7 protein-coding genes are annotated in these 8,477 nt (G+C 63.1%); 1 reads left to right on the top strand and 6 read right to left on the bottom strand.

The features are described 5' to 3' along the window. Positions 1-7 precede the first annotated feature (7 nt). The 5 genes from IYX23_RS04565 to IYX23_RS04545 all read right to left on the bottom strand — a co-directional run bounded on the left by IYX23_RS04565 (position 8) and on the right by IYX23_RS04545 (position 6,182). Positions 8-574, bottom strand: coding sequence for a DUF2147 domain-containing protein (locus IYX23_RS04565; RefSeq protein ID WP_196392099.1), 567 nt, complete (start codon positions 572-574; stop codon positions 8-10). Between the two features lie 67 nt (positions 575-641). Beyond that, positions 642-3,236: an MMPL family transporter gene (locus IYX23_RS04560; RefSeq protein ID WP_196392098.1), complete on the bottom strand. Its 2,595-nt coding sequence runs from the start codon at positions 3,234-3,236 to the stop codon at positions 642-644. Positions 3,237-3,388: 152 nt separating this feature from the next. Then, positions 3,389-4,606 (bottom strand): heparan-alpha-glucosaminide N-acetyltransferase domain-containing protein, encoded by a 1,218-nt coding sequence (locus IYX23_RS04555; RefSeq protein ID WP_246716479.1) that lies wholly within the window; start codon positions 4,604-4,606, stop codon positions 3,389-3,391. Beyond that, positions 4,564-5,292: a cytochrome c biogenesis protein CcdA gene (locus IYX23_RS04550; protein WP_124737499.1), complete on the bottom strand. Its 729-nt coding sequence runs from the start codon at positions 5,290-5,292 to the stop codon at positions 4,564-4,566. The genes IYX23_RS04555 and IYX23_RS04550 overlap by 43 nt, the downstream gene beginning before the upstream one ends. A gap of 122 nt (positions 5,293-5,414) precedes the next feature. Next, positions 5,415-6,182, bottom strand: a complete 768-nt coding sequence (locus IYX23_RS04545; RefSeq protein WP_196392097.1) for a Bax inhibitor-1/YccA family protein — start codon at positions 6,180-6,182, stop codon at positions 5,415-5,417. A gap of 462 nt (positions 6,183-6,644) precedes the next feature. Here IYX23_RS04545 and IYX23_RS04540 point away from each other — a divergent pair, with 462 nt between their 5' ends. Continuing rightward, positions 6,645-7,394, top strand: a complete 750-nt coding sequence (locus tag IYX23_RS04540; RefSeq protein ID WP_196392096.1) for a hypothetical protein — start codon at positions 6,645-6,647, stop codon at positions 7,392-7,394. A gap of 73 nt (positions 7,395-7,467) precedes the next feature. Here IYX23_RS04540 and IYX23_RS04535 read toward each other — a convergent pair whose 3' ends face one another. Beyond that, entirely contained in the window at positions 7,468-8,271 is an 804-nt protein-coding gene (locus IYX23_RS04535) for a lytic murein transglycosylase (protein ID WP_196392095.1), read from the bottom strand. Positions 8,272-8,477 lie beyond the last annotated feature (206 nt).

Genomic DNA, 8,477 nt, shown 5'->3' with positions numbered 1-8,477 from the left:
CGGGCCGCTATTCCGTTGCGGCTGGCGGGGCTGTCGTCTTGCCTTTCGCCGGTTTCGCCGCCTTGCCGGCAGGCTTCGCCGTCTCCTTGGCCGCGGGTTCGTGGGCTGCGGGTTTCGCGGCGGCAGGCTCCTTCGCGTCCGGTGCGGGCGCGGCCGTTTTGGCGGCAGGCTGTCCAGCGGCGGCCGCCGGCTTGGTCGGGCCGGAAACTTTCGTCCAGGTCTCGCTTTGGCACAGGAAGGAGACCAGGCAGCCGGTCATCGTCAGCGTCGTCGGCGAATCAAGCGCGATCTTGCCGATGTAGGTCTTGCCGCTTTCGGGATCATTTATCTCGCCCTCCCAGTGGTTGGGCGTTGTTTTTGCGGCGTTACGCAGGACCTGAGGGGCCGGCGAGCCATCGGGCATCGCCTCGATCCCCTTGGCGCAGAGCTTGCCCGAGCAGTCGTAGAATTCCAGCTTGTCGTTCGGATGTCCTTCGCGAACCCAGACGCCGTAAACCGCGTCGGCGGCGGCGTACGCCGCCGTGGGGGCGCAGAGGGCCGTCGCCATCGCGATGCGTTGAAATGCTTTTCTCATGACGCCGGACCTCTGTTCGGTTGCAATGAATACGATTCGAGTAGCGAACGGCGGAACGCCGACTCCGTCAAGCCACGTCCCCCTCATCCGTCGCGGGAGCGCGGGGCGGGCCAAGAAACGCCGGCACGATAATGAAGGCGGCGAGCAATGTGAAGAACAGCGCAATGGCGAGAAGTTGGCCCATGCTCGCGGTTCCGGGATGGCTCGACAGGATCAAGCTGCCAAAAGCGGTGCCCGTCGTTAGAGAACTGAAAAAGATGGCGCGAGTCAGGCTCGACGCCAACATGTCGACGACGCCCTTTCGCCAAGCGATCACATAATAGATGTGGAAGGCGACGCCGACGCCGAACATCAGCGGCAGCGCAATGATGTTGGCGAAATTGAGCGACATGCCAAGTAAGTCGGCGGCCTGAAGGCTCATGATGCCGGCGAGCACCAGCGGGCCCAGCGTCAAGGCGACGTCGAGCGGATTGCGCAGCGCCACCGCCAAGATGATGAAGATCGCGATAAAGGCATAGAGTCCAGCTTCGAGAAACGCGCGCGTAATGGTTTTTTGCGCTTCCGACACGATCACCGGCGGACCGCTCGCGTCCGGCGCAATTGCTTGCATCGCTTGAGCGAATTCGGTCATGACGACGCGGTCATTGCTGTCGCCCTTGGGCGTCACCTCGACGCGCACCAAGCCGGTGTTGGAAATCCAGTCGCTACGCAAATCCTCGGGCAGCGTTTCGACCGTCACGCGCTGCGCCTGCAGCGCCTGACGGATTTCGCCGAGCATCTTGTCGAAGCCGCCGAACACCGCTTGGCGCGCCGCCGCGCGCGTCTCCGGGCTCGCCTTGGCGAGAGCGTCGAGGTCGTTGGCGAAGCGCGTCACGGCCGGGATGGGCTTCTTCGCCGTCGCGCGGCGCAGCGCCTTGGCGGCGTCCGTCAGCGCCTTGACGGTCTGGGCGTCGCTTGGCGGCGATTTCAGCTTGGGATTCAGCACCCCGCGCAATTGGGAAACGGCCATGTCGACGAGGGCGAGCTTGTCGTCCTGATCCTTGGGGACCAATGAGTCGACCGAGTCGACGTGATCGACTTCAGGCAGCGCCTCGATCTTCTTTTCCAGTTCGCGCGCGGCTTCGATCGAGGGCGCGAGCACCTCGATCTTATTCGGCGCCGTCTTGGGGTCCTTGGAGAGATCAAGAAAAGTCGCGACCGATTCCACCTTCTGATCGCGCAGATTCATCGGATTGGAGTCGAAGGTCAGATGCATCAGCGCCGGCATGCCGGCGAGCACGACGATCGCCGTGGCGATCAGCACGAAGGCCCGGTGATGCGCGATCCAGTGGTCCACGGCGGCGAGCGACGTGGTCGCGATCGGCACATGCTCCGCCCGCGGGCGCAGCAATTTGATCGCCGCCGGCAGGAACGTGAGGGTCGCGACATAGGCGACGATCATGCCGACGCCCGCGATGAGTCCGAGTTCCGACACGCCGCTGAACGAGGTCGGCAGAAAACAGAAGAAGCCGGCGAGCAGCGACACCGCGGCGAGCGTCAGCGAGCTGCCGATGCCCCGAGTGGCTGAAAGCAGCGAGCGTTCGAGATGGTCGTCGCTGTGCCGTTCTTCGCGATAGCGGGTCGCAAACTGGATTCCGAAGTCGACTCCAAGTCCGATGAACAGCGCGGCGAAGGCCACCGAGATCAGGTTGAAGCGGCCGATCATCAAGATCCCAAGCCCCGACGTCATGGCGAGACCTGCGAGCAGGGTGGCGAGGACGGCGAGAATGAGCTTTGGCGAGCGCAGCGCGGCGAACAGAATGAGCGTCACCACGGCGAGCGTGCCAACGGTGTTCAGTGTCATGTTTTCCGAGATCGTCGCGAATTCGTCGTCCGCGAGCGGCACCTGACCCGTCAAGCGCAGGTTGACTCCGTGTTCTTCGTCGAGATGAAGTTCGGCCGCCGTCTTTCGCACCAGCCTGATCGCGTCGGCGCCCGGCTCAAGGTCGGAATAATTGACGATCGGCTTGGCGATCACGATGCGTCGCTTGTCCATTTCAGGCGCGGCGGGCGCGCTGCCGCCCGACGCCAGCAGCTTGCCCCAGTCGACCTCCGCCGTTTTTCCAGCGAGCGCCTGCTCGATCCCGGCGGAAAACTCCTTGACGCCGCTGATGTACATTTTCATCGCGCGGTCGCTGCCGGAAGCGGACTTGAAGTTGCCGACGAGCACGCTCGACAGGCCGCGCAAACTTGGATCTTCGGCGAGCGGTTGGAGAACGTCGCGCTGACCGATCATCACGCCGACATTTTTTTCGATGTCGGAGACCGGCAGGAACAGCAGGCCGTTCTTGCGAAAAAATTCGTGCTCGTCCGGGCGCCATACGCGCGACAGGAGAGGCTTGTCCTGCAGCGCCGCGTTGAGCCGCTTCGCGGCGTCGTCGGCCGCTTCGCTGGTTTTGCCGTCGATGACGATGACGATGACGTCGAGGAGGTCCGGGAAGGCTTTGTAGAGCGCCGCTTCATTCTTGCGCCAAGGGATATCTGGCGAGAAAAGATTTCCGGTGTCAGTATCGATGGCGAACCGCTCAGCGGTGACATAGACGCCCCCCGCCGTCAGACAGAGAGTGAGCAAAACCACTGTCCAGGGCCAGCGGAGACAAAAGGCGACCAGCTTTTCAAGCATTCCGTTTTTTCCCGCCTTCTGGCGTAAGACCTCATATGAGCGGGAACCTGCGCTCCTGGGTCGGGTTCCTCTATACAAGCGCGCTGCGCGACCACCAAGGCGGCTTACGCCGAAACCTTAATGGCGGCGCCGCGCGCCAATTTGACGCCGCGTCACAAATACGTCAGCCACCAGAGATCGAGGCGTCGGCGCTTCACCTCCGCAAACCAGCAGCACAGCGGATACAACGCCAATACAATCAAGATCCAGGCGACGTAAGCGCCCGCGAGCCCAACGCCAAATTCCGGCGGCGGCCCCCCGCCTCTTGACCAGGTCGCGATGTCCGCCAGGGAATAGCCGCGCGCGACGGTGAGCGCCAGCGCCGCGAGGGCGCCGACGTAAAGATGCAGGACATAAAAGAACAATGGCGTGCGGCCGAAGACCGTCAGCGCGTCGCCGATTCTTTTTCCGGCGCGCGCCAACGCGGGCAGCGTCAACGCCGCGCCGCCAAGCGTCACCAGAAGATAGAGCAGCGAGGGCGGATATTTCGTGACGTTGAGAAATGAGAGCAGGGTGAAGACGGAGTCACGCTGCACGCTCCAGGGACGCGGATCGCCGTAGAGATTGGAGAAGCGCAGCACGACAAAAAGCGCCAGCGCCGCGCCGCCAGCGAGGTAAAGCGTGCGGTCGCGCAGCGCCGCCGGCTTGAGGAACAGCGGCCCGATTCCGTAACCCAGCGCGCCGACGCCGATCCAGGGAAGCGCCGGATAGAGGACGCCGCCCGGCACGTCGAAGGGCAGTTTGCCGCGCTCATGCAGCAGAGACCACCACGGTCCGAACGCGCCGAGGTCGGCGGCATGAATTCCATCGAGGAGATTATGGCCGAAGATGATCGCGACGCCGATAAGCAGCACAATTCGCGGCGACAGGCGCGAGAAGGCGGCGAGCGCCACAAGGCTGCAGCCGATCGCCCAAAGCGTCGCCAGCTCGATCCGGCCCCAGCCCATGCCCCAGATCGGGCTTATGACGGCGGCGTCGAGCAAGATGAGCCACAGGCCGCGCGCGGCCAGAAATTTCGAAAGCGCGACAGGGTCTTTCACCTTCACGCCATAGAGATAGGCGCTCACTCCGGCGAGAACGGTGAAGGTCGGCGCGCAGAAATGCGTGATGAAGCGCGTGAAGAACAAAAGCGGATAGGTGTGATCGAGATCGGTCGGCGAGAAGCGCATGACGTCCGCGTCGAAGAAGTCGCGCATGTGGTCGAGCGCCATGAGGACCATGACAAGGCCGCGCAGCCGGTCGATCTCCGGCAGCCGGCGCTCGTCATAGAGCGGGTTCCGCGCGCCGCCTATCCGAGCCTGGCGAGGCCAGGAAACAGTTCCAGTAGCCAATAGGACATCTCCTGCACGCCGCCCGTGAGAAATGCGACGCCGGTGAAGACGAGCAACACGCCGACGACTTTTTCAACTTTTCCGAAATGCCGGCGGAAACGCGCAACGAAGGCGAGGAAGCGGCCGAGCGCCAAGCCAGCCCCGATGAAAGGCAGCCCGAGGCCGAGCGAATAGGTCGCGAGCAGGGCGGCGCCGAGCGGCACCGTCTCCTGCGTCCCCGCGACGGCGAGAATGGCGGCGAGGATCGGCCCGATGCAGGGCGTCCAGCCGAACGCGAAGGCGAGCCCCATGACATAAGAGCCGAAGAGTCCCATGGGCTTGGCGATCTCGGCGCGCTTCTCGCGATACAGCAGGTCGACTTTCAGGAGTCCGATGAAGTGCAGGCCCATCAGAATGATGATGCCGCCCGCGACCCAGGACAGAATATGCATATTGGCGCGCAGGACGCCGCCGAAGGCGCTGGCCGTTGCGCCAAGCGCGACGAAGACCGTCGTAAAGCCAAGGACGAACAGAATTGACGACAGCAGAATGTCGCGCCGCGCGGCGGAGCGCGTCTCGAGTTCGAGATCCTCCATGCTGACGCCTGCGAGATAGGTCAGGTAGGGCGGCACCAGAGGCAGGACGCAGGGGGAGAGAAAAGACAGTAGTCCCGCCGCCGCAGCAGCCGGGAATGTGACGTCCGCCATTAAGGCTCCTCGTTAGGTCGCTCGGCGGCTTTCTGCCACAGGCGGGTCGGCCCGCAAAGGCTTACGCAATTACGCAAGAAGAAGCCCCGCCGAAGCGGGGCTTTTCTCGGGCGGGTCCCCGTTTAGTTGTTGCGCTGGCCGAACAGGAACAGCAGCGACTGGAACATGTTGATGAAGTCCAGATAGAGCGAGAGCGCGCCAAAAACGCTCTTCTTCTGCGCGACTTCATAGCTGTCGCTGCTGTAATACATGTCCTTGATGTTCTGCGTGTCCCAGGCCGTCAGGCCGGCGAACACCAAAACCGCGACGATCGACAGCGCGAACTGCAGTCCGGTCGACTGCAGGAACAGATTGACGAGGCCGGCGATCACAAGCCCCCAGACGCCCATCACCAGGAAGGAGCCGAAGGCCGACAGATCCCGCTGCGTCATGTAGCCGTATAGGCTCAGCCCGCCGAACGCCGCCGCGGTAATGAAGAAGACCCGCGCGACCGATACGCCCGTGAAGACGAGCAGAAGCGAGGACATCGACAATCCCATCACCGCCGCGAAGGCGATGAAGAGATTGCGGGCCGTCGCCGCCGAAATGGCGTTCGCCCGCGCGCCCATGAAGAAAATGAACGCCAGCGGCGACAGAATCACCACCCAGCGCAGCGGCGTGGCGTAGAGCGTGTGGCCGAAGGACGTCAGTTCGATCGCGCCGGGCGCCACCTTGGCGACGGCGAGCATATAAACGCCGAGCGCGACGAGCCCGGTCACGGCCAAGCCCAGCGTCATATAATTATAGACGCCAAGCATATAGGCGCGCAGGCCCTGGTCGATCTCAGCTGTGGTCGGCCGCGCGACCCCGCGCCCGTAGCCGAAGCTGGTGTTGCGGTCGAAGTTGGACATTTGATCCTCATGGTCTGGTTGGCTGTTCCGCGCTTCGCGATAGAGAAAAGCGCTCCCAGCCTCGCGCTGAATATGGCTCCGCCTTAATTGGGTGGCAAGCTTCCCGCTGATGAACTCTTGTTAAGGTGGTTTCACGACGAAGAAGCCGGCGCGGAATATTTTTTCTGATTTTGGTCAATTTTGTTTCGCATTGCAAAATCCGCTCCTTCCGAGCGGCGTTCGTTCGGCTACGGGGGATTCCCGAGAGCCCTGCGCGCGGAGAGGGCGTGCGCATTGCGCACCGCGGAAACAGCGACCGATTGTCGCACCCTTGCTGATGCGCCGGAATCCGCTAACATCAAGCCTCAGGCGTTGTCAGGAGCGACTCCCCAAGCGTAAGCTTGGCGGGAGTGGCTGTGCGGCGCGAAGGCAACATTTCTGAGAGTCGCGTGTTCTTGTCACACGAAGACCCAGGAGGTCATCATGCGTGATGGAAATCCGGAAGCGCATCCCGCGCCGGACGTGGGCGAAGATCGCCTCGCCCCGCGGGAGCCTTGCCGTTTCACAAGAGGCTTTCGCCTCGCTGTTTTATCAGCCGCGGCTGTTGTCGTGACGATGGTCGCCGGCGCGCCCGCTCCGGCAGAGGCGCATGGGCGCTTGGGGGCGGCCGAAGGCCGGTGCCGGCTCTTCATTGGGCCGGACATCATGAATTTCACTGGCTATCTGCCGGAAGCGTCCAAGAACGAATTCTGCGAAGACATTCCCGCCACCGGGCCGATTATCATGGTTTTCGACGCGGAGCAGGAAGAGCTGCGCGACATGAAGGTCGAGCTGCGCATCGTCAAGGATATCGGCGGGGAGGAGAAAGAAAACGAGGATCTCCAAGCCGTCACCGTCGCCTACCGGGAACCCAAGAGCTACCCGACAGGCACGATCAATTTTGAACATACGTTCAATGAGCCGGGCTATTTCGTCGGCATCGTCACGGTTACTGGCGATCACGGTGAGCGATGGGTGTCTCGATTCCCCTTCTCGGTGGGAAAGAGCTTCATGCGGGATCTGCCGGTCTATCTGACGCTCGGGCTCGGCACGATCGCCGCCTTCTTAATCTATCTCGTCCATCGCCGTCGTGACACGACGACCGCGGCCAAGGCGCACAAACCGCCGCCGCCGCCTCCGCCGCCGAGTGCGCCCGATGAGGATCATGGACCGGAGGCGACACCGGCTGAGTGATGGCGCCTGGCTTTAGGCGTTTTGGAATCGCGCCGGCGCCAATTGCGCCGGCGTTTTTTTGGGGCTTCGCGCGTCATTGGTCCCGCGACGCGCCGCCGCCGTCGATCTGGCGGCCGATCTGCGCAATCGCGCGCTGATAAACCGTGGCCGCGTTCCAGGCCTGGATTGCGCCGAAATTGCTTTCGCCCGGCTGATAGCCGCCGCCGGCGCGCCAGCCATGAGCGTGAAGGAAATTCGCGGTGGCGTTGAGGGCGGCGGCCGAGTTGTCGAGATTGCCCCCGCCGCCGTAATTGAGGATGTTTTTCGGGAGGAACTGGGTCTGGCCAATTTCGCCATGCATCGAGCCGCGGGCGCTCGGCGACAGCGCGCCGCGATCGACCAGCGTCAGCGCGGCATAGAGCTGATCGGTGAAATAGTCGGAGCGGCGGCAGTCATATGCCAAAGTCGCGACAGCCGACAGAGCGTGCTGGTTGCCATGCACCGCGCCAAACCCGGTCTCCATCCCCCAGATCGCGAGAAGAGGTCCCGGCGGCACGCCGTAGCGCTGCTCGATCTGGGCGAAGAGCCCGCCGTAGGAGCGCTTGAGCGCGCGGCCGCGCGACACAATGGCCGGGCCGCCGCGCTTGGCGAGGAATTGGTCGAGCGAAAGGCGAAAACTCTTCTGGCCGCGATCGGCGGAAATCGTCGGCGCGTTGTAATGGGTGCTCATGAGCGCGCTGATGCCCGCCTGACCGATGCCTTGGCCGCGCGCCTCCTGGGCAAATTCCTGCTTCCAATTGTCGAAGCCCGCCGCTGAGTGTCCGCACTGGGCAGCAAGTGCGGGGTACGAGATTCCAACAAAGGCGAGCGCAATAGAAAATTTGAGGACAGTCCGCATAGTCTGTTTCCTTTTGTCTAAATTTTTGGACTCGCTTCCGTCGTGGCGTCAGGCCGGCCGCTGCGGCGTTCCAGCTTCTCTCACCTCTTTCCGCTAGCGAGAGCTTACCTCGAATAGCCGTTTCAGCGCCACCGTCACATGCCGCGTCTCATGGCGCGTCGTAAGCTCGGCATTGAAGGGCATGCCGCGGCTGTTCTTGTTCGAGC

The sequence above is a fragment of the Methylocystis sp. L43 genome (assembly GCF_015709525.1).
Taxonomy (GTDB): domain Bacteria; phylum Pseudomonadota; class Alphaproteobacteria; order Rhizobiales; family Beijerinckiaceae; genus Methylocystis.
Note: the sequence above shows the minus strand (reverse complement) of the source record. Positions and strands in the feature narration are given on the sequence as shown.